We start from the raw sequence: 24,389 nt of genomic DNA, 5'->3' as shown, positions 1-24,389 counted from the left end.
CTGGCATCACTGTTGGGGGCCATTGAAGCAGCGGCTTGACCAGCATCGGTCGGCACATCGATGACGATTCAATAACGTCCGTAACCGCCCAAAGCTGTTGAGTGATAAAGGAATAAAAAAATACGGTAACTCCCGAACACTGGCCCGTCAATGAACTGCACCACCACAGACCAATAGATTCGACTCCGAGGTTCACTGTGGTTGCAAAGCAAATGTGTGTAATCTGTTTCACTACAGCATGTTACGTGGTACGGGCTTCCGCTGTCTGGAAGAGAAATTGACGTTGATGGCGAATCCTGATAATTTTCGGGAAGGAAATTCACCCACTGGATGAATTCAGCAAAACATTGTTGGAATTCAACTTACATCCTGCGGATCCAATCGCGGGCACCGAACGGAGAACCTCCTTATGTTTCGCATGCAACTCAGTGCCGGCGTTGCCATTATTGATGGACTACTCAACGTCGGGCTCAGTGACAGCTTCACCTCGGTTGGTCTGCTCCAAGGGGTCTTAACGCTCACCTTGGGCTTAATCATCGCCTATCAATCGGTGAAACGCGTCAGCGCGGACGAGTACAAAACGGCTGCCTAATCAGCAAACTTCACGCAGACACCGCTATCTCTCCGGCTGTTTGGTGGCTCCGCTGAGGACATCCGCCTTCCATGCCGCAAGCGATTTGAGCATCGCCTCAACGCGTGCCGGTTGCTGGTCGGCCAGGTTCGTCTCTTCTTGGGGGTCGTCGGCTAGATTGAAAAGCTGCGGATCCGCATTGTTCCGGTCGACGATTAGCTTCCAATTCCCGTCGCGCATCGCTGAACTGTTGCGATAGCTCCAAAAGAGTGGCCGCGTGAGACGGTTTTCTTCCCCGGCCAAGACTGACGAAAGATCGGCCCCGTCGAGATGATGGCCTTCCGGTACCTCAACATCGGCGATGGCCAAAATCGTGGGCATCAGGTCGAGGCTGATACACGTTGTGCCGTTGACGGTTCCCGGTGGAATGTGCCCTGTCCAGCGCGCCACGGCGGGCACGCGATGTCCCCCTTCCCACAGACTCCCCTTGAACCCCCGTAAGCCTCCGTTGGAACCGTTTTTCGTCGGTCCGTTGTCGGAGAAAAAGAAGACCAACGTCTCCCGGTCCAACTCCAACCGCTGGAGCGTGTTCAACACCTCACCGATACCGTTGTCCATTTCGGTCATCATTTGTTGATAGGCGCGGGCAATGTCCCTGCGAGCTGTGCCAGGAATCCGCTTGCGACCCACCGCGCGAACCGGAACATCATCCGCCGCCTGGTAAGGGGAATGCACTGCCTCGTGCGCCAAATATAGAAAGAACGGCCGATCACGATGTTGCTCAATGAATTCCACCGCATTGCGATTGATCAGCCGCGTTGTGTAGCCCTCTTCGGGTGTGAGTTGATCGTCGTGCCACCAATCGGCAACGCCCGTGCCGTCGATGTGTGAAATATAATCGACATTGCCGCTCACAAATCCCCGAAATCGATCGAAGCCGTGGTGGATGGGATTGAACTGCTTGCGATACCCAAGATGCCACTTTCCGAACAAAGCGGTCGCATAACCCGCTTGGCGGAGTAATTTTGGAAGCACGATTTCAGTGGTCTGCAGACCGTGGTGTCGATTGCGCTTAGGATCGGCAAACACAACGCCGGGAATACCAGCACGTTGTTGATAGCGGCCGGTCATGAGACCGGCGCGGGTCGGGCTACAGACGGCACCGCTGGAATGAAAGTCCGTGAACCGCATCCCCTCAGCCGCCAACCGATCCAAGTGTGGGGTTTTTAACGTCTCACTGCCGTAGCATCCCGCATCACCGTACCCCATGTCGTCGGCCAGAATAATGATCACATTGGGTGGGCGCTGTTCGGCGGCGAAGAGTTGGCAGGCAGCACCCCACAGGATCAACATCGCCGTTGCATTCAAAATTTTCAGCATGGTTCACCACCAGTCTGGATAGGCAGGATCGGGGTTAAGACATCCTAGTTGTCAGGTTTGTAGGTGCCCGTGTCAATCGTATGGTGCAGCGGCGATGCGGATGTTGCATGTTCTACGGCAGCTATCGGTTTGTGTGGTCCCGTAGCCTCTACCTTTGCAGATTCGACATCCGATGTTGGGGCCGGTCGGTGGTCGATAATTTAATTAAGGCGGCCCCCTGCGCACCGGGCGGGGAGAGATCCGTCCATAAAACGTCTGTTGTTCATCCGGTGCACTCCTCATTTCCCGCAGGGGGAAGTTGGTCATGCGACTGCTCATTTCAGCAATGATTTTCACGGCGGCCGGTTTCGGCTACATGCAATACAAAACCGCTCCGGCCGGTGAGGATGGGATAACGGGACTGTTCGCTGACGATGAAATTCTGGTCGACCCCGAAATCGTCAGCGAGACATTGGCGGAAGCTGGTGACGAGGTCGTCGCAGTTTCCGGCCCTCAAGTTCAAGATTTTTCCGAGATCTTTCGCTTCGATTTGACGCCCAACCACGTGATGAATAAATGGCAACAAGTCTCCGCCAGCCTGCGGCATTTGGATCTGCAAGGTTATCGCGTGCCGCTAGTGACGGGAATCGATGACACGGATCTGGCTGGAAGCCTAACGTACTATTTCGATACGCGGCAACGTTTACGACGGATCACTTTTGTGGGCACCACGGGAAACCCATTGCGGCTCACGCACTTTATGACACAACAGTACGGTTTTCGTCGGGTCGTGAATCAGGATCCGCGCCGCGAAAGTTATGCCGGCGGCCCCAAACTGGGAGGCTACTACAGCATCACGCCGATGGAGTTGATCGATCGCGACGAATCGCATGCAAACTTCTCCATTGATTTGCGAATCGACATTTGAAGCAACGCTTCGGCCGCGTCGTTTTTTGCGAACAACTTCGGTAGAATTCTTGTCTGTTTAGGTGAGGAAACAACACAAGCCTGCCGGAGGATGGACGGAATCCGCCATGCAAGAATTTCTCGATGCTGTCGTTGAGCAATTTCAGGAACACTGGATCAAATTCCTAACAGCCGCCGGCTTTATGGCGGTTGGTTGGTTCTTTGGCAAACGCAAAGCCAAAGCGGATTGGGCCAAAAAGGAATTCTTCGACCGCATCAATGTGTCGCTCAACACGATCCATGACGGCAAGCTTTATATTCGCACGGTGATCGAAAAAAATTGCGCCGATGTCTTTCTCAATGCGGTCGCCGTCGACACAATCAATGCCGCAGCAAGAAACACCAGCGAGCAGGACGCCATCATTCCGCTGGAAAAAGAAGACCATTGGTACTACTTGAATGCGGTACTCAACGAGGTCGCCGAGAAATTCGCGACCGGCACGCTCAAACGCGATATGCACCTCGATGTGAAGGTGGAACGGTACCTGATCTGCCTAACCAGTGAATGCGCCGGTGACATGCGCACGCGAAAAATCCGGGCGATGCTTGTTAAAAAAGCATTACTACAAAAACTTCCCGAGGAGATCCCGCAATTCGAGTCCCCCCGTCACAGCACCCGTTGGGAGACCCTCAAACAACTCGCCGCACAGTACCAAAAGGATCCCCACAAATTCCTAGAGGTCGAAATCTGTGTCTAGCCAATGGCCTCGCCAAGCATCGTACGGCGGGGAATATCTTTACTCCCTCTCCCTCTGGGAGAGGACCGGGGTGAGGGTTTTCGCAAACCAGCGATCTCGCCCCCAATGAATCCACCATACCTCTTCAAGTCGCCAGAATTGGAAGACAAAACAGCTGCACTCCCAAGTAGCGAGCCAGCACGTCTTTCCATGAGGCTGCTTCCTTAAGCTAAAACAAATCATCGACCATGCCCAATTATTCCGCGACCACACTACAACAATTTGCCACACAACTATTCCAAGCTGCGGGTGTCCCCAGCGAGGAAGCTGCGATTGTGGCTGCTAGCCTCGTCGAGGCGAATCTGCGGGGACATGATTCGCATGGGGTGATGCGAATTCGCGACTATGTGCGGCAATTGCGCATCGGCGAACTGGTGCCGGGTGTCGAGTTGGCTGTTCACTCGGAGACAGCGGCGATGTTGGCGGCTGATGCACAGTTTGGTTTCGGACAAGTCCAAGCCCGCCGTTTGATCCAGCGATTGATGGACAAAGCAGGTTCCCTGGGCATTGCCAGCGGAACACTCATGCGGTGCGGGCACATTGGGCGCTTAGGAGAATGGGTCGAGTTAGCCGCCGAAGCAGGTTTCGCAGCGCTGGTGGCGGTCAATGACAACGGCTCGCTGCGGGTTGTGGCCCCACCGGGGGGAACCGAACCACAGATCAGTACCAATCCGCTGGCAATTGGCGTACCCACCAGCGACGGTCCACTGGTGTTGGATATTTCCACCTCAGCCGTCGCCAACGGCAAAATTCGTTTGGCCCTCGCCGAAGGGGTCCCCTGCCCTGACGGCTGGTTGTTGGATGGCGCTGGGGAACCGACCAACGACCCAGAAGTTCGCCGCGCTGATCCCCCTGGCACAATCCAACCGCTGGGCGGGGCGCAGGCAGGTTATAAGGGATTTGGCTTGGGGCTGATACTGGATATTCTCATCGGCGGCCTGTCGGGCGGATTCTGCCCCCCACAAGAGGATGCGGATAGTTGCAACAATGTGTTGGCAATCGTCTGGCAGCCACAACAATTCGCCGGGACAGAACATTTTCTGGCGCAAGCCGACCAACTGATCGCTTCGATACGCAACAGCCGCCGCCAAGTAAACGTCGAGCGAATTCGCTTACCCGGCGACCGTAGCCGCGAGGTCCGCGAACAACGTCTGCAGGATGGCATTCCCTTCGACGACGGCAACTGGCAACGATTGGTAAAAACCGCCACGGAGTTGGATGTCGCACTACCGACCACCCCGTAATCCTCCCCGCTCCCACGGTAAAAAATAGCATTTCACCACGGGACCCCCCTCAGGGTGGCAGCGATTGCCAAAGGCAATCGGTGTGCCGCAGGCACAAGAAGCAGCAATTTCAGCTCTCCCTGCCAATGAGCCTCTGCTCCCAATAAGAGCGAGGAAGTGCGGATGCTAATAGATGGCTATTACTGGGCAATGCACCCCGGTGGCCTAAAACCGGGCTTTGCGCTGGGACAGGTACTCCACCAGCGCTCGGTCAAAGGGAATACTGGTGTCGAGCGCGACATAATCCACGCCGGCGGACAAGCATTCCTTGCGGTAGTTTTCCCGCAGAGCACCCACGCTGTCGAGATAATCCCCGCGAATGCCGGCAGCGTCGACCAGCATCGTTTCACCGGTTTCCGGATCGCGAAAATCGACCATCCCGTCAAACGGAAAATTCACTTCCGCTTCGTCCATGATGTGAAACAAAATCACATCATGTCCGGCATGTCGCAACATGTGCAGCGCGTCGATAACCGGTCCAGAATCGGCCAGCAGATCAGAAAAAATCATCACCAAACTGCGATGCCGCAGCATCGCGGCGATCCGTTGCAGGTTTTTTGAAATCTCCGTCTGCCCCGTCGGCTGTAGTTTGGACAACAGCGCCAAGATGTTGCCCAATTGCGTCCGTTTGCTTTTGGCGGGAATCGAATGGCGGATTTTTTCGTCGAACGTAATTAAGCCCACCGGATCCTGTTGGTGGATCATCAAGTACGCCAGCGCCGCTGACAGACAGATACTGTAGTCGAACTTGGTCAGTTCCTGCCGGTAGGTGTAGGCCATACTTTCCGAGAGATCCATCACCAGATAACCGGTGAGGTTGGTTTCAGCCTGATATTTTTTGACGTAGTACCGATCAGTCTTCGCGAAGACCAGCCAGTCGATATCCTTGAGGTCGTCCCCTTGTGTGTAGCGGCGATGTTCGCTGAATTCGACGCTGAATCCGTGGTACGGGCTGGCGTGCAACCCGTTGAAAAATCCCTCGACGATGAATCGCGCGCGCAAGTCCAACCGGGAAACGGTGCGGATGACTTCGGGCTTGAGGTATTTTTCAGTCGATGACATAGAGGGCTATGATTACGCCTTTTCGTATTTTGGCACGGTCGGTTCAGGGGTTTCGGCGAGCAAGCGGCGGATGATGTCGTCGGTGGACATCCCTTCCGCCTGAGCTTGGAAGTTCGTCGAAATGCGGTGTCGCAGGACGGGGACAGCCACTTTGCGGATGTCATCCAACGAGACGCTCGGGCGTCCGTCCATAGCGGCCATCGCTCGCCCACCGGCAATCAAGTTTTGCCCCGCACGCGGACCGGCTCCCCAATCGACCAATTCTTGAACGAACTTGGGGGCGGAGTCATCTTGCGGACGACTGGAGCGAACTAACTTGGCGACGTAACTGATCGTGAGCGGCGCGACTTCGATCATCTTGATCTGCTTTTGCAGATATTGAATCGAACGAGCGGAGAGGACTTTGCGGATCTCGGGTTGTTCGGCGCCGGTGGTGCTGTCGAGGATTTGTTCTTCTTCTTCGACGGTGGGGTAATCGACGATGATGTTGAACATAAAGCGGTCCAACTGCGCTTCGGGCAGCGGATACGTCCCTTCCTGTTCGATCGGGTTTTGTGTGGCGATCACAAAAAACGGATCGGGCAGCGGATAGGTGGTTTGCCCGATGGTGACTTCATGTTCCTGCATCGCCTGCAACAGCGCTGCCTGAGTTTTGGGAGGCGTCCGGTTGATTTCGTCCGCCAGCAGAATATTGGTAAAGACCGGACCTTCGACAAAGCGAAAGTCACGGCGGCCCGATTCTTGTTCGTCCAACACGTTGGTCCCGGTGATGTCCGAGGGCATCAGGTCGGGTGTGAATTGAATCCGTTTGAAGCGGACGTCGAGGATTTGCGATATCGTGCTGACGAGGAGCGTCTTCGCCAAACCAGGAACACCAACCAGCAGGCAATGCCCGCCGGTGAAGATGGCGGCAAAGATCTGCTCAATGACCTCGTCCTGGCCGATGATCACTTTATGCAGTTCTTCGTGCATCACATCGCGATGACGTTTGAACTTTTCCAAAAACTCGCCGAAGTCGCGGGGTTCTTTTGCCATGAGTGATCGCTGCTTGTTGGGAGTAGATGACCCGGAGGAATATCGCGGCCGCCAGCGCGGGGCGTGCTATGGATTCTAGGAAGGCCGCTCGCAGCGTTCAAGAAGGTTACGACTGTCAGCGGAAAATATCGGCAGGTTGCAAATCGCTGAGCGCGGCTGAGCCGCAACCAAATCGGACCGTTATTTTCTTAGCCACAGATTGAACACGGATGAAACACGGATTTTCAGGCGGGACTCTCAAAATCCCAAACCGACCGTTTGCGCTCGCAATTATTTGCCACAGAGAACACAGAGGTCACAGAGAATTGAAGTGGCGAACGGCCTGGAACGGTTGTTTGATTGTAGTGTTTTCGGTTGAACGGTTTGATTGACTCGACTTCGCTGGCTTGTTCGGTTGGTCACTCCCAATTTACAACTCGACTTATCGCTGTCGCTTAATCAATTGAGGCCCCATTGAGAAATCCTCTGCGGCTAAAAAACTTGCGTCAAAACGTGTGCAGCGCATTGATGTATGAGGAGGATCATTTGTCCTACCTAGAAAGGTGCGTCGCGACGCACCCTACTTTTTCGGGACGACGGTCATGGTGTAGTAGCCGATTGACGGCCAAAGGGGTTGGTTGGGGTCCGGGCCGATGCGGCCGCAGCTGACTTCGTAGACAAATTTCTCCTGCAGCGCGTCGACAGTCAAGATAACTTCACGGCCATCTTCAGAAACTTGGGCGCCGGTGACGGTCACTTTGTGGCGGCCCGATTCGGGAGTTGCGTAGCCACCCTCCCAGATGCGTGTGTAGGCGGAGATGGTGTAGTTTTTCGGATCGGCGGCAGCTTCGCGATTCACCGGGGCAGTGAAGGTCAACGTGAAGCCTTGCGGATTCGCGCGGAGTTCGCGAATGCCGAGCGGCAATTTGCCATTGGGTCGCAACCGCACGATGTCGCCGAGATTGTGTCCGCCCAACCATCCGCTATCGTGAATGCTGCCGATGTAGATGTCGCCATCGGGGCTGACAGCACCGCTGAGCGCGCCGGTGAAATTGGCGGTGGCGTCTTCGATGTCCGTGCGGCTGAGTCGATAGGCGGCGCCTTGCAGAACGTCACCGACTTGTTGCGTCGTGAAGCGAATCAGCGCCCGTGTGTCGTATTCACAGCCAATGCCATGACCGGCGAAGGGGCCGAAGACTTGGTTTTTATTGTCACGTTCAGAGTTCAAAAAGAAGATGCCGTTCACGCTCCGCGTCCAGGGGTGCGGCAGTTGCACTGCCGGCCACATGGGAGGCGAATCGGGTGAGTCACGATGCGGACTGGTCACGCCGTAACCCCGTCCCGGCACGAGATGGTTGATCTCATTGAAGGTGTTCTGCACTCCTTGTTGATCGGACATGTAGACACGATCCTCTTGATCGATCGCCAGCCCGGTAGGGTAACGCAGGTCGTGCCCTAACGGTTCGATCTTGCCCGACGGATCGATCCGCAGCACTTTACCGCGCCAACGTGTGTGTTCGGCCCGCCGTTTTTTTTGTGCATAGTCACTGCCCAGTCCCACGTACATATTGCCGGCTGAGTCCCGCACGATGCCGGTCGTCCAGTCGTGGTAATTGTCGTTGAAACCCCAGCCAGTAGCGACGACTTCTCGCACATCCGCGCGGCCATCGCCGTCGGTGTCGCGCAGTCGTAGCAATTCCGGTTTGTGGGCCACGATCAAATCCGCTCCGTCGGCGATCACACCGTAAGCAGCGGCGAGTCCTTCTTCGAAGAGCTTCAATTCATCCTCAATGCCATCGCCATCGGTATCCTCGGCGATGTAAACATGCCCTTTGAGGGAGGTGAACACCATCTTTCCGTCATGCGTCCAGGCGATCGCTGTCGGCATAATCGATCGTGACAATGGCAGACGGATTCCGTCATATCCCGGCACCGAGGTGATTTTTTCGATGGGGAATTTCGAAGGCGTTGCGGGATTCTTGCCGAGTTCCTCCGGTTTCAGTTCGCACAGGTAGCGAAATGCTCCCAAGGCCGTATCACCCGTTTTGTCAATCACGCTGCCTTGAGTTTTGCCATCGGCCGAAACGGACTCCCACGGTGTGGCCGATTCGTCTATGGCTTCGACCAGGGGATTGCCAAACGCGACCTCGGGCGTGCGATGTAATAAAACCGCCTGGAATCCCTCCGGGATGCCGCTCACGGAAATACGGCGCGTCCAACCTGTCAGTTGAGGACGGTCCGGGTCCATGACCGGACCGATCGTTTCAGTGACGTGCAGTTGCCGGTCGTTGGGGAAATTCAAGACATATTCAAGCTGCACACCGTTGCTGTCAGTATGATAACCGACCAAGCGGCCGTGTGTGCCTTGGTCGCGGGTAGGAATCAACAACGCATCGGCTGCGGTACCGTCGGCGTGGAGTGCGATGTCGGGGGCGTTGGGTGTTCCCACGGCAATGGTCACACCGGCCGCGTCCCAAAACCAACTTTTGCCTTGCGTGCGTTGGCGGGCAAAATCGCCCAGCCACCATTGGCGTAGCGAAAACGTATCGAGGTCGTAAAACACATTGTGCCGATTCGGTAGTCCTACGGCGAATGAGCGCGGCGTATAACCACCATCTGCTTTGTGATTCGTGAACACGTCGCGCACGATGCGCGGGGGTTCATCGGGGCGGACGACCAAATATTGTTCGACTACCGAAGGATTGGTCGGCACGGTGAAGTTGGGATCGTTGAGGCCATCCCAGATCGCCGCCAATTGCCGATCATGATTGCCGGCCAGAATTTTTGGAACCGGTTTGTCGAACGAAGGCATCTCCATACCCGGCACAATCCGCAAGGGCGAACGTGTCCACCGCAGGAAATACTCCCGCCGCATGCGCTGGCCCAACATCAGCAGATCAGAACCACGGGTGCCCAGTGCGACGTTGCGCGGTTCGAACTTGCCAAAGGCATGGCAAGCAACGCAACTAAACCCTTTGCCACCGACAAGTTCATGTCCGGCAATCAAGGCTTGCCTGCGCTCGGTCTCCGTGACTTTGGCGGGCGGGTCAGTATTAAAACTCGGGATGCGATCATGGCCGATTAGGTATTTCGTCAAGGCTTGTTTTTCGGCATCGGTATGCTGAAATCGCGGCATGCGGACTTTGAGCCAAGGCAGCCGCGGTTTCTTTTGTTCACCGCTGACGGCCTCGGACAGCGCGTCATCTTTCAACTTATCGCCAACCGCTGTCAGCGCCGGCGGAATGAGTGCTTCGCTTTGTCCCTGCAAGGTTTCATCGACCCGCGACATCTTTCCGGCAATGGCCACGATTCCTTTGCCCAGGTCGCGTTCATGGCAGTTCAAGCAATTCCGCTGCACCAACAGTTGCCGCCCCTGTTCAAATTCTCCAATGGGAGTCAGCAGTTCATCATGCGCCGCGACATAAGCGGCAATGTCTGCTGAATCGACGTGCGGATAAACTGGGCGGGAATGTTGGTCCGCGGGTAGTGCGGACAAACAAGACTGCGCCGATTTCATTGTCGCGGCGGACAACTTCGGAATGTTGGCGAGGTTTTCATCAACACCCGGAATGCGGTGACAGTTGGCGCAGCGGGCCGTGAGGACTAATGCGCGACCGGCTTCGATTTTTTCCGCCGAGTCTTGTTGTGATTTGCCTGGATCAGCCGATTGCTCAGTCGGCGTTAAATAGAGCGCCAATTGCGCGCGTTCTTCTTTCGTCAATTTGACCACCGGCATGCGGTGGTCACGATTCAATTTCTCCGGGTGGGCCAACCAGGTGTAGATCCAATCGCGGCTTCGCTTTTTGCCAATCTGGCTTAGGTCCCCACCGGTATATTCTGAAGTCGTTCCGTACTCACCATGAGTATGGCAGGCGAGGCACCCGACGGAGCGCAACAGAATTTCGCCTTCCCGACGCGCGACGGTTTCATCTTTAGCTGCGGGCATATCCGTGGTGGCGACCGGATCGCCTTGTAGTAAAAATGCGGCGATGGTCTCAGCTTGTTTGCGATCGAAACCAAATTGCGGCATGTTGGCATGCGGATCGTCAGCTGCAGCGCCGGACAATTGATCGACGATCCAAGCACGCGACAACCCGCCGGCAGCATGTACTAAACTGGGAGCCGGGGCGCTGAGTTGTTCCTGTTCTCCACGATGGCAGCGATTGCAGCGGTGGGCAGCGAAAGCCCTTTGCCCCCGTTCAATTTGTTTCAGGTCGGCGGCAATGTCATTGCGGTACAGAAACCGTGCCGGCAATGGTTCGCGGTCGAAGCGGTCCGCGGACCAAAACAGTTTGAGCTGACCGGCCTTTCCCGTTTTTTTGTACTGCACATCCAGTTCAAACTCACCGAAATCGAATTCCAACGGCGGACCTTTGATCCACCCCGGCTGTTGCGGCTTTCCAGAAAGCACTTCTTTTCCGTCCAGCGTGATCGTCACTTGACCTTGGACGTAAGCGTAGAACCGGTAAGTGCTCGGCTCCTGCAACAGCAATCGCCCTTGCCACTTGGCTTGAAAGGGGCCCGCTGGCAAGCGCGGATCGGGGCTGGCGGTTCCCCAGACAAACTCAATGTCTGGATCGATCCGGCGAATTGTTTTTTTACCGGACGAATAGACGGCGGACAGTCCGGGCAGATAATCCGCATCCTCTTCGTCTTCTTCCACCGCCACAACCGGTGCGACGAATAGTCCGAGCATCAGGAGACAGAGCAGGCACATCAACGGGCGGGGCATTCAATCGACTCCGGTCGCGATTTTCCGGTCGCGATTTACAGTGGGGATTTCAAACGGTATGACACGCTTCAGGCGCCGTTTTCGATTATAGTATTTACTATTCTAACAGCGAGAACCATGGACAGGCTACCCGCACCAGCACGTTCGCATCGCTGACCCGGCGACTGGTCGTTTCAAAACGCTCCGCCGCGTCCGGCAGAGATTGATCTATAACTTGCCGAAACAAGCGCGACCGGGTTTTGAATCCGAATCTAAACAGAAAAAACAAAATTCCATGAATGACGAGTCCTCGGCAAACGCATGGCAGGAATTGTTGGGCGAACATCGTGCGCAGCGCGAGGAGATCGCGCAAGGGGGCGGCGAAGCAGCCATTGTGCGGCAACACGAAAAAGGCCGCCTGACGGCCCGCGAACGGATTGCCGGACTGATTGATCCCGGCAGCGAGTTTCTGGAAATCGGTCGCTGGGCGGCGTGGGGTATGTATGAACAGTGGGGCCCGGCGCCGGCCGCGAGCGTGATTTGCGGACTGGGACGCGTTGAAGGACGGTCGTTTATGGTGATTGCCAACGACGCCACCGTCAAAGCAGGCGCCTTTTATCCCATGACGGCAAAAAAAGTGTTGCGCGCACAACGCATCGCGATGACCAATCGACTTCCGTTGATTTATCTGGTCGACTCCTCCGGTGTCTTGTTGCCGATGCAGGATGAAATTTTCCCTGACGAAGACGACTTCGGCCGCATCTTCCGCAACAACGCGGTCCTGTCCGCCATGGGCATCTCGCAGTTGGCCGCCATTATGGGCAACTGTGTTGCCGGCGGTGGATACTTGCCGGTGCTGTGCGACAAGTTGGTCATGACCGAAGGCTCGGGATTATATTTAGCCGGTCCGGCGCTCGTACAAAGTTCGATCGGTCAGGCTGCTTCGCACGAGGAGTTAGGCGGCGCGGAGATGCATGCGGCGATCAGCGGCACGATCGATTTCCGTGAACCGGACGATGAAAGTTGTCTCGCCCGCCTGCGCGCGTTAGCGGCGACGCTCCCACACGATGCGGTGAGCGACAAGTTCACGCGGCAAGACCCGGTGCCCCCCGCCCGCGATCCTGCGGAGCTGACCGAGATCGTCACGCCCGATCCGCAGCGGCAATATGAGATTCGCGACGTGATCGACTGCATTGTCGATGCCGGCAGTTTTCAGGAATACAAAGCCGAGTACGGCAAGACGATGGTATGTGGTTATGCGCGCATTGGGGGGCAGAACGTCGGGATCGTCTCCAACCAACATCATCCGGAAAAAACAGAGAAGTCGGGTCTACAATTCGGCGGCGTGGTTTATCACGAAAGCGCGGACAAAGCCGCACGGTTTGTGATGGACTGCAACCAAACCTGGTTGCCCATTGTCTTTTTGCAGGACGTCTATGGGTTTATGGTGGGCCGCGATTCGGAGCAAGCGGGCATCATCCGTGCGGGCGCTAAATTGGTCAGCGCCATTTCTAACAGTCGCGTTCCCAAGCTAACCGTCGTGCTGGGCGGCAGTTATGGTGCGGGGAATTATGCGTTGTGTGGCAAGGCGTTTGACCCGCGATTTATTTTTGCCTGGCCAACGGCGCATTACGCCGTGATGGGGGCCGGACAAGCAGCTTCGACGATTTTGCAAGTCAATATTGCCGCCCTCAAACGGCAAGGACAAATCCCCGATGCCGACGAAATGGAAAGCTTGCGGCAGCAGATCGTCGATTCCTACGAAGAGCAAACCGACATCCGTTACGCAGCAGCGCGGGGTTGGGTGGATGAAATCATCGAACCGGCCGACACGCGAGCGGTCCTCATTCAGTCACTAGCAATCGCCACCCGCCACGCCAACGACGAACCATTCCGCACCGGCGTCTATCAAGTATGAGCTGCGCATAGCCATGATGCTGACTTTGTCAATTGAGCGGTAGGTTTGGTGAGTTGAAATCTTCAACTCCGCAAACACCTCACTCCGGCCTTTTCCTCAGAGCAACAAACGATATTTGCTCGTGGAGAAAACCCATCGGGTGGCAGCGATTGCCAACGGCAATCGGTGTGCCGCAGGCACAAGAAGCAGCAGTTTCAGCTCTCCCCGCCAACAAGATTCTGCTCGTTTCAGAGCGCGGAAATTGCGGCTTCTTGCGGGCTGCGCCCGCCCCGATAGCAGAGCTATCGCGGCCACCCTGAACTCTTTAGTCACGTATTTGACGACACGCCTTACGATTGCTCGCTCAAGAAATCCGGCATACGTTGGATCTTCCCTTCGGCATCGACGCACCCCAACAGGGTCTCCGCTTCGCAGAGCAAAACGTCGTCGCGGAAGACTTGGTAGTTGTGGATCAACTTCGCCGGCGAAGAACGGATGAGTTGGGTTTTGACGGTCAGCATGTCGTCGTATCGAGCCGGGGCGCGATAGCGGACTTCCATTTTGACAACAACGATGAACAGTCCTTGCTCTTCAACGGAGCGATAATTTCCCCCGGAGGCTCGCAGTAGTTCCGTGCGGCCCATCTCGAAGAAGTTGAGATAGTTGGCGTGATGCAGGTAACCCATGGCGTCGGTTTCGCTATACCGGACGCGGACTTGGATTTCGTGTTCGCGGAGCATGTTGTTTTTGTATAGATCTGGCGAAAGGAATTAGCGATCGTCGTCCGGCGTGTCGTCGGTTTCCTCGGGAGGCTCTTCCTTGGTGGAATCGTCAGGCTGCAGCGGAAACATCGACTGGCGCACGTCGAGGCCTAGGTTCGGGCCGTCACCGATAAAGGGGCGTCATAGGCCCGCCCGTCGTTTTCTTCTTCGCCCAATTCTAGTTTTTCGAGGGCGATTTGGTACAGCTGCACACCGGCGGGAGTGGGATATTTTCCGTCGATGCAGGCTTGGCACAACGATTCTTTGGGAAAGCCGACGCAGCGAGAAATCGCTTCGATGGGCAGATACTTTAAGCTGTCCGCTCCCAGCGTCTCGGCCATCGTGACTTCAATTTCCGGCGTCAGCGGGCCGTTGTCCATGAACTTCGGCGCGAACAACTCCGAAATCGTCGACATGTCGATTCCGTAAAAACAGGGGGCGATGATCGGCGGGCAAGCCACCCGCACATGAACTTCGCTCGCTCCGCCCCGCTCCTTGAGTTGCGAGACTAAAACCTTCATGGTCGTCGAACGGACGATCGTATCCTCGACGAGCAGGACTTTCTTGCCGCGAAGAACTTCGGGTAGCGGCGTGTATTTGGTCTTGGCTTTGTCAGCGCGGTTGGCTCCCTCGATGAAGGTCCGCCCGACATAGCGATTGCGAATCAGGCCTTCCAGACAGGGGACTTTCAGTTGAAAGGCCAAGCTATCGGCTGCCGCTTTGGCCGTGTCGGGAACCGGGACGACGATCGTGTCTTCGTCGATCTCCAGAGTTTCCACATCAGCCAATTCCTCGCCCAGCCGCTTACGGGTCAGGTAGACACTTTGGTCATCCAGCGTACTGGCGACGTTGGCGAAATAAATCCACTCAAAGAAACAGTGGGCGCGATTGGGGCTGGCGGTGAATTGCTGAATCGAAAACTCGCCATCGCGAATGATGACCGCTTCGCCCGGGTGCAGGCTTTTAATGCTGGATTCGCGAAATCCAAGATTGGCCAAGGCGACCGATTCGCTCGCGGCGGCGAAGAGCGGGCCTTCTTTCGCGTAACACAGCGGTCGAATCCCCAAGGGATCGCGGGCGACAAACATGTTGCCCAGTGCGTTGAGGTAGACGATGTTATAGGCGCCGTCGAAATGCAGGCTCAGTTCCGTGAGCATTTCGATCATTTCCGGCCGACGATCTCCCGAGAGTTGATGACAAATCATATGCATCAAGACTTCGGTGTCGGTTTCGCGCGCGAGGTGGAAATCGTTCTCCGAGAGGATTTCATCCCGCAAACGCGGATAGTTCGCCAACTGACCATTGAAGGCAAAGCTAAACCATTTCGGTTTTTCGATATGATGCCGTTCGAAGGGCTGCGCGTAGCTTTTGTCATCCTTGCCGCACGTGGCGTAGCGAACGTGTCCAATCGCGGCCCGTCCAGCGTACTTGCGCATCAGGGATCTGTAGCTATCCTGATGGTTTAAATGGAAGACTTCGGTCACCGTGCCCACGTCTTTGTGGGTATCGATGAGTTGATTGCGGTGCGGATTGAAGGTCGTCATCCCCGCTGCCAATTGGCCGCGATTTTGGATATCGAGCAGCAACCGCGGAATCAAATTGGATGTATGTTCCACACCTTGAGGGGGGGCGAGCGGGCTGACGCCACGGTCGGGAAGGTGATAAACCGCGGCAACGCCGCACTCGTGATTCAACTCGGCCATCGGTGATTCGGCATTCACTTAGGGATGCGAGGGTGGGGCGAGGAAAGCAAGTGCGTCTTTATGCTTCCTTAATACTTTGGCATCATACTCAACCAGCCGCTGCGAACCAACCAACAAATGAACGAATTCTCACCGCCGGCGATGGAAATGACCGTAAAGTCGATCAAGTTGCCGTAAACCGAGCCATGCGGTAAATTCGAGGTTTCCCAAATTTCATTGGATGGAAACCGCGACATGGTCAATCTGGTTCGCCGCGAGGTGATTGAAACCGCCCGCACGTTGGTCGTCAAAGTCGGGACAAGCGTCCTGTCCCGCGAAGACGATACGCTCAATCTCGAGCGACTGAGTGCGTTGAGCGAGGAAATCCAGCGTGTTCGTGAAACCGGCCGGCGGGTTGTCTTGGTCTCCAGCGGGGCGGTCGGTGCCGGCATGGGATTGCTCGGTTTGCGCCAACGGCCCCGCGATCTGCCGCATTTGCAGGCTGCTGCTGCCATCGGACAAGCCCACTTGATCCGGCATTATGACGATTGTTTGAAGAAACATGGCTGTCACGCGGCTCAGTTGCTGCTCACTGCTGACGATTTCGACAACCGTTCGCGATATCTCAACGTCCGCAATACGATTTTGACGCTGTTTGAAAACGGTGCAGTTCCCATCGTCAATGAGAACGATACCGTGAGCGTCGACGAAATCGCTTTTGGCGACAACGATCGATTGGCCGCATTGGTCACAAATCTGATGCATTCGCCGTTGCTAGTCATCTTATCGACCGTGGACGGTCTCATGGATGGCCCTCCGGATAATTCGGATTCAAAGACGATTCCGTTGGTCAAGGAATGGGACGACAAACTGCTGCAAATAGCGACCGCCGACCGCAGCAAACGCGGGACGGGCGGCATGCGCGCTAAGCTCAGCGCGGTTAAAATGGCGACGGCCGTGGGGGAAAACGTCATCATTGCGAACGGGACCAAATCGGGCACATTGATGAAAGTCTTAGCGGGCGAGGAAACCGGGACGTTGTTCCTGGCGCAGGGAGTTTCGGTTCCGGCTTGGAAACGGTGGATCGGTTATTCCAAGCCCCCCAAGGGCAAGCTGATTCTAGATGCCGGAGCGCGGACAGCCGTTGAGCGGGATGGCCGTTCGTTGTTGGCCATCGGAATCGTCGGAGTCGAGGGACAGGTGGAAAAAGGAGACGTGGTTGCGTTGATTGACGCAACGGGAAACGAATTTGCCCGCGGCCTGACGAACTACAGCACGGCGGAGATTCGCCAGTTGGCAGGCAAAAGAAGCGAAGATATCGCCCAATTGTACGAATCACTCCCATATGTAGAAATTGTTCACCGCGACAATTTAGTCGTTACGGTATAACGTTCACTCAGAAGCGACGGGGGGCGATTTAGGCACCGAGTGAGGAGCATTGCCTCATGGAGAATGCAGTTTTTCCCTACTCATCCGACTTCGACCACGCTAGAATTGCTGTTTACCCCCTGTATTATTGAATCATGATGTCACCCGATTCGCTCGAGAGGGGGGTGGCTGAGCGTAGATGGCTTTCGGAGGCAGGAATTTCGGTCGCCATGCGCAGGTGTTAATTCGCGAAGTTGATATTTCGCGGCCTGGATACTCGGAATCCGAGTAGAGTAGGCTTGGTAAACACACTGCGGCCGGTTCGATTAAATTGCTGGGGCGCTTTGAGTTTCATTCTCGTCAGACCATGTTATTTTGTAGGCTTTGCGACTTAACCGCTTCCCAGGTGACTTGCAGCGTGCCTGATCCGGGCCTAAGGTTCGAAACGTCTCCCCGTACATCCATATTTTTGCGACGGTGTAACTGAATTTGAAAGCCATCATCAGCGACATTCATGGAAACCTGGAAGCCCTCGAGGCCGTACTCGCGGACATCAAAGGTTTGGGAATCGACGAAATCTATTGCCTGGGTGATGTGGTCGGATACGGCCCCAACCCGCGTGAATGCGTCGATTTAGTGATGAAGTCGTGCAAGATGTGCCTGCTGGGAAACCACGATCAAGGGGCGCTGTTTGATCCTGAGGGTTTTAACGCCGGAGCAGAACGAGCAATTTTTTGGACACGCTCGGTCTTAGAATCGGGTGATCCGGCCGGCAATGAACGCCGTTGGGAGTTCCTGGGGGAATTGCCCCGCATGCACAACGAGGGCGACTTTAAGTTTGTGCACGGGTCCGCTCGCAACCCGCTTAACGAATATGTCTTTCCCGAAGACATCTACAACCAACTCAAGATGGAGCGGATCTTCGGACTCATTCAAAAGTATTGTTTTCAGGGACACACACACGTTCCCGGCGTCTTCACCGAAAACTTGAATTTCTTCAGTCCGTCGGAAATCAATCACGAATATGAATTGACCGGCGGCAAGTTGATGGTCAATGTCGGCTCTGTGGGACAGCCGCGCGATGGCGATCCCCGCGCTTGTTATGTTGTGTTAGAAAATGAAAACATATCCGACGCCGAGGCCGAAGCGGCCGCTGAGACCGACGTGGAGTCGGCCACACCCGCTCCTCCGGCCAAATTGACATATCGCCGCGTTGATTATGGTTTTGAAGACACGGCGGGAAAAATTTACGACATCCCCGATCTCGATAACTTCCTGGGGGATCGCCTCCGCGACGGCCGGTAAACAATGGAAAATAATCAACGCTTTTGGATTTTTATGGTCGCTGCGTCGGCGATCTATTTGGGGTGGATGTGGTTCAATCCCCCACCACAGCAACCCAACAAACCAGCCGCGAATGCTGAGGTTGCCGAGAAAGATCCGCAAAAAGCCGCAGTAGCGGATCAGGAACCCGATGCGCCACCGGCGGATGCCGCCGACGATGTGAAGGATCCCGAGGAGAAGGCAGCCGTTGCCGAAGCTGCCGGAGACGATGCGGCTCCGGAGGATGCCGACAAGCAAGAACAGCCAGCGGTTACCGACCTCAAGATTCCACAGTTCCCAAACGAGACAGTCCTGATCGGATCTGACGATCCCGACAGCGGTTTTCGCATGGCTGTGACGATCGATACCCGCGGCGCGGCTATCGAGTATGTGGAACTCAACGATCCGCGGTATCGCAACCTCAAGGATCGCCAAGCCCCGTTGAAGGTTGTTGGTAGTAGCGATCAGGCGGACCGCGATAAGCTGCGCAAAGAACAACTGCAACAGGACCAACTGGTTCTTAAAGTCCAATCGATCTTCCGCAAAAATTGTTACAAATGCCACGCCAAGCCCGGACCGGCGGGGGGCTTTCGGATTGATTCCCGCAACGGTTTGTTGGCCGGCAGTGATACCGGTGCGCCGGTCGTCCCCGGCGACCCCAGCCACAGTTTGATTGTGCAGGCCATCCGGCAGGAGAACGAGAACTTCAAAATGCCCCCCAAGGGGAAGAAGCTCTCCGCCGAAGACATCAACGACATTGTGCGTTGGATCGAGATCGGTGCACCCATGCTGACACCGATGACCTTACAGGTCACGGTGCCGCAAATTGAAGACCAATTTGCCGAGGCGATTGAATCGCTGAATTCGGTGAATTGGGAATTGGTGGAGAAGGCAAAAGACGGTTCCAAGGCGGTCTTTCGCATCACTTCGCCCGATGGCCGATTCGAATTGACCAAGACTTATCAGGTGAATAAGGCCAAAGGGGACAAACCGGAAGACGAAGTTGGCGCTTATGTCCTCGATTTTGATTTCAGCATCAAGAACCTGTCAAAAGAAGCGCAGAACGTCAATTATGTTCTGCAAGGTCCGGTGGGCGTTCCGCTGGAAAGCGTGGTCGGGGCTCGCAAGTTTCGCGATGTGCAATTCGCGTTTTTAGATCGTGAAGACAAGACTTTTCATTCCGACTCGCTTTCAGCCCAGGAAATCGCCGAAGGGGAAACGAGCCTGTGGGATCAACCGATTCTCAAATATATCGGCGTTGATGCGCAATACTTCGCCGCCTTCCTGCAGCCCGCCAACGAACCGACTTTGGATAACTCCTATTTTCGTAACTATACGCAAGTCGCCAGCGGCACCATCGACAAGGAGCATCCCGAGCGGACCGACATTAGTGTGTCGATCACCTCCAACGACGCAGACTTAAAACCGGGTGAAACGCTGACACATGAGTACGAACTCTTTGCGGGACCAAAACGGAAAGAATTGCTGGAGCCGCACGGCGCCGAGGCGATTATGGATCTCGGCTGGTTCGGAGCCATCGCCAAGGTGATGTTGTGGTTGCTGGATATGTTCTACGCGGTGATTCCCAACTATGGCGTGGCAATCATCTTGCTCACGGTCATGGTTCGCTTGTGCATGTTCCCGCTCTCCCGCAAGCAGGCACTGGGCGCCGCGAAGATGCAGGAGATCAAACCGGAAATCGATGCGCTGAAAAAGAAGTACGGCGACGACCGGGAAAAAATGGGCCGCGCCCAGATGGAGTTGTTCCGCAAACACAAGTACAACCCCTTTAGCGGCTGTCTGGTGCTGTTCATTCAAATGCCGGTCTTTTTCGGTCTGTATACCGCACTGCGGAGCAGCGTGAATCTGCGGATGGCTCACTTTTTGTGGATCGACAACCTTGCCGCTCCAGACGCACTCTTTCCCTTGGGCTTCAATCTCCCCTTTAGTTTAGGCGATACGTTCAATCTACTGCCGATCATCACGATTGTACTGTTCATCGTCCAGCAAAAATTATTCATGCCGCCGCCAACCGACGAACAATCGGCCATGCAGGCTAAGATGATGAAGTACATGATGATCTTCATGGGATTCATGTTCTACAACGTACCGGCCGGACTGTGCGTGTACTTCATCTCGTCCAGCTTGTGGGGCATCGCCGAACGCAAATTGCTGCCGAAAGTCCAGAAACATTCCAGCGGCGGATCGGATGACGACGGTTCAAAAGGCGATAAGGGGGGTGGCTCGAAAGGCGATGGGTCCCCTGCGCCCGGATCCAGTCCCAAGGCGACACCCAAACTGGGGGCTGCCAAGAAGAAATCACGACCGCGTCGCTAACCGGCCCAACTGGAAACAGGGTGCCACTGGCGGCTTGCCCGCCAGTGCAATGCATACAGCCGACCAGAACACTGCTGGACCATCCGGCAGTGGAATTTGACGCGACAGCAAACGTAAGTTTCGGCTATGCCATTCGATTTGCACGATACAATCGCCGCGCTCTCTTCGCCGCCCGGTCCGGCGCAACGCGGTATCGTTCGCATCAGCGGATCCGCGATTCGCGATGCGCTGAACGAGTTATTTCGCCCGAACGATCCGCCGTTGTGGGAAACCACGCGTCTGCCCCAACGGCATCCCGGCAGTTTTTGGTTAGACGATATTCAGCGCTGGATGCCGGTCGATGTTTTCCTGTGGCCGACGCAGCGTAGTTACACCGGGCAACCGATGGCCGAAGTGCACACCTGCGGATCGCCGCCGCTGCTGGAAGCGATACTGGCCGCCATCTATGCCGCCGGCGTCCGTCCGGCGCGAGGCGGCGAATTCACGCTTCGTTCGTTTTTGGCTGGCAAAGTTGATCTGCTGCAAGCCGAAGCAGTATTGGGAGTGATCGATGCCGACGATCAGGTTCAGCTCAACGCAGCGCTCCAGCAACTTGCTGGTGGAATCTCGGGCGACATCAACATGGTCCGTGAAGACTTGTTGTCATTGTTGGCGGACCTTGAAGCGGGACTAGACTTTGTGGAAGAGGATATCGAGTTCGTCGATAACCGCGAAATCCTGGCTCGTCTCACCTCTGCAGAAGCGCGGATCACGTCGTTGTTGGAACAAGCAGTCGACCGCATGCGCTCGACCGGAACAGCTCGTGTCGTGCTCGCCGGTCGTCCCAACGTGGGCAAAAGCACGCTGTTCAATGCATTACTCGGCCGCGGTGCCGCCCTGGTTTCCGAAATTGCCGGCACGACACGCGATTATCTGGCCGCCGATGTCAATTGGCATGGACGGCCAATCGAACTGCTCGATACGGCCGGTTGGGAACAACAGAGTGAGGGACCGTTGCAAGCCGCATTGGCACTCCGCGAGGATCAACTCCAACGCGCCGATTTAATCATCTGGTGCATCACCGCCGATGAACTGCCCAATCCGCTCACGGGGGAAGCCGATTGCGGGAACGCCCGTTCGCTGACCGTGCTCACCAAATGCGATCTCGCCAACACAACGGGTCCCGCAACGGCCCTTCGCGTGAGTGCCGTGACCGGTGCGGGCTTGGAAGAACTGACCGCGGCCGTCGCCGCTGAATTGTCACAAGACAGTGCAGCTCCTCAACAATTGTTGGGTACCACCGGTGCACGTTGCCGCGACAGTCTCCACGGTGCGGTTGAATCACTTCAGCGAGCGCGAGAGGTCGCTGAACTGTCAGCAGGCGACGAACTGCTGTCGATTGAAATCCGCGTTGCCTTGGAGGAACTGGGTAAAGTCAGCGGAGCCGTTTATACGGACGACATTCTAGACCGCATTTTCAGCAAGTTTTGCATCGGGAAATGACGGGTTAGGCTTGAGGCGTGAGGGGACAGGCTTGAGGGTTGGCGGTTTTGTGTCGGATTGTGCATGGTGCCCCTCTATTTCTCTGGCCACTGACCACCGGCCACTTTCTCCCCTCTGGGCAGATTCTCTAATTCGCCTGTCGAAGTCGCCTGTCGGAGGAATCGGCTAAAATTCCGGAAATGCGTCGCCGTCTCCAGGCATGTGCTTTGCAAAGATGCGAATCAGGTTGATATAACCAAATGAAACTACAAATAAAGGGAAGTTCACGGCAGAAAATCTGCGCAGCTGAGCTTCAGTTTATCGCTTTTTTTGCAAGTTGCCTCTCGATTGACCGAGGCCCTACAAGGAGAACACCGACCATGGCTTATTCATTGCCTGACTTGCCGTACGCGTATGATGCTTTGGAACCGCATATCGATGCTCGCACGATGGAAATTCACCATACGAAACACCATCAAGCCTACATCAACAAGGTCAACGATGCTCTGAAAGGGCATGACGACTTAGCGGCTAAAACGATCGAAGATTTGATGAGCGACTTGGCGGCCGTTCCGGAAGCCATTCGTGGCGCTGTCCGGAACAATGGCGGCGGACATGCCAACCACTCGTTGTTTTGGACAGTCATGAGTCCCTCAGGAGGCGGAACCCCCTCGGGCGATCTGGCTGCTGCGATCGATGCCGCTTGCGGAAGCTTTGACAAGTTCAAAGAACAATTCAGCGCCGCCGCCGCAACGCGTTTCGGCAGTGGCTGGGCTTGGCTGTCGGTCGATGGCGACAAGGTGGTTGTGGAAAGCACCCCGAATCAAGATACGCCGCTGTCCGAAGGACGCACGCCGATCTTGGGATTGGATGTTTGGGAGCACGCCTACTATCTCAATTATCAAAACCGCCGTCCCGATTATGTCTCGGCGTTTTTCAACGTGATCGATTGGGAAACCGTGGCCGCTCGTTTTGCCGCCGCCAAATAAGCTCTCGCCGTTTGTGAGATGAGTATCGCAACAGCGGTCGGCTTATCTCATAATCTGCAGCGAACAAAACAAGACAGGGAACCGCCGCGAACTTGGCGGGTTCCCTGTCTTTTTATGCGCCCGCACAACCTGCCTAACCGATACAATGAGACGAAGTTTCTTTTTCTCATGGGGAGAGTCTCGGTGGCGATGCGTGGCTTGAACATCTTGCTCATAACGCTGATGCTCGCGACGAGCGGTTGCCACTATCTCGACCCAAAATACAAGCCGACCGGCTTCAGTAGTACGTATCACAAGTACGAAGTCGAAGAAAAAATCCGGGAATGGCATGCCCAACAGGAAAAGGAAAAGAAGCTGGCCGAACTGCATCGCCGGTTGGCCACAGCGGACGAAGCGAAACAAGATGGAACGCGGACCGTCAATGCGCAAAACAAGATGAGTCCGTCACAGACCGCTCGCTAACCGCTCAACAATGGTCGCCGCCTGCAGCGCAGCATCAATAAATGCTAGCCCGCAAGTTGCCAGCGACAGTTGGTTGTGCTGAATGCTTCATGGCTTGAACGACGATCGCCGACGCGCGGTTTTGTAACGTTTACAAGCATTGTGAAAAAGGGCCAAAATCGGGTTGACCGTTTTTGAAGAATCACGAGAATGCCGACCACTCAAACACACCCGACGAGTCAGCATTTCGTGACACTCAACACATCTCAACGGTCGGTTCACGACCACCATTCGATTCAGCGCTGCGGCGCCTAGCCGTCATCTCCCACGTTCTGAGTCGAGCCTGTTCCTTTTTTTATGAATCTCGTTTGCGCGTCCGGTCTTTATCGCCGGGAAGGCAAACAAGTTTCACCGTATCTCTCGAGTG

The 24,389-nt window shown here is 55.6% G+C and carries 18 protein-coding genes; 11 read left to right on the top strand and 7 right to left on the bottom strand.

Annotated elements, in window-relative coordinates:
• Positions 1–409: 409 nt before the first annotated feature.
• Positions 410–592, top strand: a complete 183-nt coding sequence (locus tag Mal52_RS26040) for a hypothetical protein (protein WP_145379531.1) — start codon at positions 410–412, stop codon at positions 590–592.
• 24 nt (positions 593–616) lie between these two features.
• Here Mal52_RS26040 and Mal52_RS26035 read toward each other — a convergent pair whose 3' ends face one another.
• Positions 617–1,951: a sulfatase-like hydrolase/transferase gene (locus tag Mal52_RS26035; protein WP_231962446.1), complete on the bottom strand. Its 1,335-nt coding sequence runs from the start codon at positions 1,949–1,951 to the stop codon at positions 617–619.
• A gap of 304 nt (positions 1,952–2,255) precedes the next feature.
• Between Mal52_RS26035 and Mal52_RS26030 the strand changes: the two genes are divergently transcribed.
• The 3 genes from Mal52_RS26030 to Mal52_RS26020 all read left to right on the top strand — a co-directional run bounded on the left by Mal52_RS26030 (position 2,256) and on the right by Mal52_RS26020 (position 4,877).
• On the top strand, positions 2,256–2,858 hold the full coding sequence (locus Mal52_RS26030) for a DUF6690 family protein (protein WP_145379530.1): 603 nt from the start codon (positions 2,256–2,258) through the stop codon (positions 2,856–2,858).
• 106 nt (positions 2,859–2,964) lie between these two features.
• The gene (locus Mal52_RS26025) at positions 2,965–3,594 is read left to right on the top strand and encodes a hypothetical protein (RefSeq protein ID WP_145379529.1); all 630 of its coding nucleotides are present in this window, start codon (positions 2,965–2,967) and stop codon (positions 3,592–3,594) included.
• Between the two features lie 227 nt (positions 3,595–3,821).
• The gene (locus Mal52_RS26020) at positions 3,822–4,877 is read left to right on the top strand and encodes an Ldh family oxidoreductase (protein WP_145379528.1); all 1,056 of its coding nucleotides are present in this window, start codon (positions 3,822–3,824) and stop codon (positions 4,875–4,877) included.
• 204 nt (positions 4,878–5,081) lie between these two features.
• Here the strand turns inward: Mal52_RS26020 and Mal52_RS26015 are convergent, their stop codons facing one another.
• The 3 genes from Mal52_RS26015 to Mal52_RS26005 all read right to left on the bottom strand — a co-directional run bounded on the left by Mal52_RS26015 (position 5,082) and on the right by Mal52_RS26005 (position 11,724).
• Positions 5,082–5,978, bottom strand: a complete 897-nt coding sequence (locus tag Mal52_RS26015; protein WP_145379527.1) for a DUF58 domain-containing protein — start codon at positions 5,976–5,978, stop codon at positions 5,082–5,084.
• Between the two features lie 12 nt (positions 5,979–5,990).
• Positions 5,991–7,013: an AAA family ATPase gene (locus tag Mal52_RS26010; protein WP_145379526.1), complete on the bottom strand. Its 1,023-nt coding sequence runs from the start codon at positions 7,011–7,013 to the stop codon at positions 5,991–5,993.
• A 559-nt stretch (positions 7,014–7,572) separates the two neighbouring features.
• Positions 7,573–11,724, bottom strand: coding sequence for a DUF7133 domain-containing protein (locus tag Mal52_RS26005; RefSeq protein ID WP_145379525.1), 4,152 nt, complete (start codon positions 11,722–11,724; stop codon positions 7,573–7,575).
• Between the two features lie 274 nt (positions 11,725–11,998).
• Here Mal52_RS26005 and Mal52_RS26000 point away from each other — a divergent pair, with 274 nt between their 5' ends.
• Positions 11,999–13,621, top strand: a complete 1,623-nt coding sequence (locus Mal52_RS26000; RefSeq protein WP_145379524.1) for an acyl-CoA carboxylase subunit beta — start codon at positions 11,999–12,001, stop codon at positions 13,619–13,621.
• 329 nt (positions 13,622–13,950) lie between these two features.
• On the opposite strand, the gene Mal52_RS25995 is transcribed toward Mal52_RS26000, so the two are convergent.
• From Mal52_RS25995 to Mal52_RS30025, 3 genes are all read right to left on the bottom strand, one after another.
• Positions 13,951–14,340, bottom strand: a complete 390-nt coding sequence (locus Mal52_RS25995; RefSeq protein ID WP_145379523.1) for an acyl-CoA thioesterase — start codon at positions 14,338–14,340, stop codon at positions 13,951–13,953.
• Positions 14,341–14,471: 131 nt separating this feature from the next.
• Positions 14,472–16,064: an amidophosphoribosyltransferase gene (locus Mal52_RS25990; protein WP_145379522.1), complete on the bottom strand. Its 1,593-nt coding sequence runs from the start codon at positions 16,062–16,064 to the stop codon at positions 14,472–14,474.
• 68 nt (positions 16,065–16,132) lie between these two features.
• Complete coding sequence (locus Mal52_RS30025) at positions 16,133–16,300, bottom strand: hypothetical protein (protein WP_197534474.1); 168 nt, start codon at positions 16,298–16,300, stop codon at positions 16,133–16,135.
• On the opposite strand from Mal52_RS30025, the gene proB reads away from it, so the two are divergent.
• The 6 genes from proB to Mal52_RS25960 all read left to right on the top strand — a co-directional run bounded on the left by proB (position 16,299) and on the right by Mal52_RS25960 (position 23,983).
• The gene (gene proB, locus Mal52_RS25985) at positions 16,299–17,432 is read left to right on the top strand and encodes a glutamate 5-kinase (RefSeq protein WP_145379521.1); all 1,134 of its coding nucleotides are present in this window, start codon (positions 16,299–16,301) and stop codon (positions 17,430–17,432) included. The genes Mal52_RS30025 and proB overlap by 2 nt on opposite strands.
• 468 nt (positions 17,433–17,900) lie before the next feature.
• Positions 17,901–18,716 (top strand): metallophosphoesterase family protein, encoded by an 816-nt coding sequence (locus Mal52_RS25980; protein ID WP_145379520.1) that lies wholly within the window; start codon positions 17,901–17,903, stop codon positions 18,714–18,716.
• Between the two features lie 3 nt (positions 18,717–18,719).
• A complete protein-coding gene (locus tag Mal52_RS25975) occupies positions 18,720–21,071 on the top strand; it encodes a YidC/Oxa1 family insertase periplasmic-domain containing protein (RefSeq protein WP_145379519.1) in 2,352 nt (783 codons plus the stop codon).
• Positions 21,072–21,197: 126 nt separating this feature from the next.
• Positions 21,198–22,553 carry a tRNA modification GTPase gene (locus Mal52_RS25970; RefSeq protein WP_145379518.1) on the top strand — a complete coding sequence of 452 codons (1,356 nt, stop codon included), beginning with the start codon at positions 21,198–21,200 and terminating at the stop codon, positions 22,551–22,553.
• 359 nt (positions 22,554–22,912) lie between these two features.
• Positions 22,913–23,521: a superoxide dismutase gene (locus Mal52_RS25965; protein WP_145379517.1), complete on the top strand. Its 609-nt coding sequence runs from the start codon at positions 22,913–22,915 to the stop codon at positions 23,519–23,521.
• A gap of 183 nt (positions 23,522–23,704) precedes the next feature.
• Positions 23,705–23,983: a hypothetical protein gene (locus Mal52_RS25960; RefSeq protein ID WP_197534473.1), complete on the top strand. Its 279-nt coding sequence runs from the start codon at positions 23,705–23,707 to the stop codon at positions 23,981–23,983.
• Positions 23,984–24,389: the final 406 nt, after the last annotated feature.

Source organism: Symmachiella dynata (assembly GCF_007747995.1).
In the GTDB taxonomy this organism is placed as follows: domain Bacteria; phylum Planctomycetota; class Planctomycetia; order Planctomycetales; family Planctomycetaceae; genus Symmachiella; species Symmachiella dynata.
This window is presented reverse-complemented; position numbering and strand designations above follow the sequence as displayed.

Excerpts from the sequence above, each read along its gene's own strand:
- Mal52_RS25970 (WP_145379518.1), top strand. The coding sequence starts at position 21,198 with ATGCCATTCGATTTGCACGATACAATCGCCGCGCTCTCTTCGCCGCCC.
- Mal52_RS26015 (WP_145379527.1), bottom strand. The coding sequence starts at position 5,978 with ATGTCATCGACTGAAAAATACCTCAAGCCCGAAGTCATCCGCACCGTT.
- proB (WP_145379521.1), top strand. The coding sequence starts at position 16,299 with ATGGTCAATCTGGTTCGCCGCGAGGTGATTGAAACCGCCCGCACGTTG.
- Mal52_RS26030 (WP_145379530.1), top strand. The coding sequence starts at position 2,256 with ATGCGACTGCTCATTTCAGCAATGATTTTCACGGCGGCCGGTTTCGGC.
- Mal52_RS25975 (WP_145379519.1), top strand. The coding sequence starts at position 18,720 with ATGGAAAATAATCAACGCTTTTGGATTTTTATGGTCGCTGCGTCGGCG.
- Mal52_RS26035 (WP_231962446.1), bottom strand. The coding sequence starts at position 1,951 with ATGCTGAAAATTTTGAATGCAACGGCGATGTTGATCCTGTGGGGTGCT.
- Mal52_RS26020 (WP_145379528.1), top strand. The coding sequence starts at position 3,822 with ATGCCCAATTATTCCGCGACCACACTACAACAATTTGCCACACAACTA.
- Mal52_RS25990 (WP_145379522.1), bottom strand. The coding sequence starts at position 16,064 with ATGGCCGAGTTGAATCACGAGTGCGGCGTTGCCGCGGTTTATCACCTT.
- Mal52_RS26010 (WP_145379526.1), bottom strand. The coding sequence starts at position 7,013 with ATGGCAAAAGAACCCCGCGACTTCGGCGAGTTTTTGGAAAAGTTCAAA.
- Mal52_RS26025 (WP_145379529.1), top strand. The coding sequence starts at position 2,965 with ATGCAAGAATTTCTCGATGCTGTCGTTGAGCAATTTCAGGAACACTGG.
- Mal52_RS25995 (WP_145379523.1), bottom strand. The coding sequence starts at position 14,340 with ATGCTCCGCGAACACGAAATCCAAGTCCGCGTCCGGTATAGCGAAACC.
- Mal52_RS26005 (WP_145379525.1), bottom strand. The coding sequence starts at position 11,724 with ATGCCCCGCCCGTTGATGTGCCTGCTCTGTCTCCTGATGCTCGGACTA.
- Mal52_RS25965 (WP_145379517.1), top strand. The coding sequence starts at position 22,913 with ATGGCTTATTCATTGCCTGACTTGCCGTACGCGTATGATGCTTTGGAA.
- Mal52_RS30025 (WP_197534474.1), bottom strand. The coding sequence starts at position 16,300 with ATGTCGCGGTTTCCATCCAATGAAATTTGGGAAACCTCGAATTTACCG.
- Mal52_RS26040 (WP_145379531.1), top strand. The coding sequence starts at position 410 with ATGTTTCGCATGCAACTCAGTGCCGGCGTTGCCATTATTGATGGACTA.
- Mal52_RS26000 (WP_145379524.1), top strand. The coding sequence starts at position 11,999 with ATGAATGACGAGTCCTCGGCAAACGCATGGCAGGAATTGTTGGGCGAA.